Annotated in this window: 1 rRNA gene; it reads left to right on the top strand. The window is 54.4% G+C overall.

Annotated features, from left to right (window positions below):
• Window positions 1-263: ribosomal RNA gene (locus QSK26_RS41580) — 23S ribosomal RNA — on the top strand; the annotation flags it as partial.

The following is a 263-nucleotide window of genomic DNA, read 5'->3' as shown; positions in this document are numbered from 1 at the left end:
GGTAAGCCTAAATACTTCCTGATGACCGATAGTGCACGAGTACCGTGAGGGAAAGGTGAAAAGTGCCCCGGTGAGGGGTCGTGAAATAGTACCTGAAACCGTGTGCCTACAAGCCGTAGGAGCGTAGGCAGCTTGCTGTCTGTGATGTGACTGCGTGCCTTTTGAAGAATGAGCCTGCGAGTTATGGTGTGTGGCGAGGTTAACCCGGGTGGGGGAGCCGTAGCGAAAGCGAGTCTGAATAGGGCGTTGAGTCGCATGCTGTA

The sequence above is a fragment of the Microtetraspora sp. NBRC 13810 genome, from assembly GCF_030268685.1.
Classification (GTDB): Bacteria; Actinomycetota; Actinomycetes; order Streptosporangiales; family Streptosporangiaceae; genus BSRQ01.
This window is presented reverse-complemented; position numbering and strand designations above follow the sequence as displayed.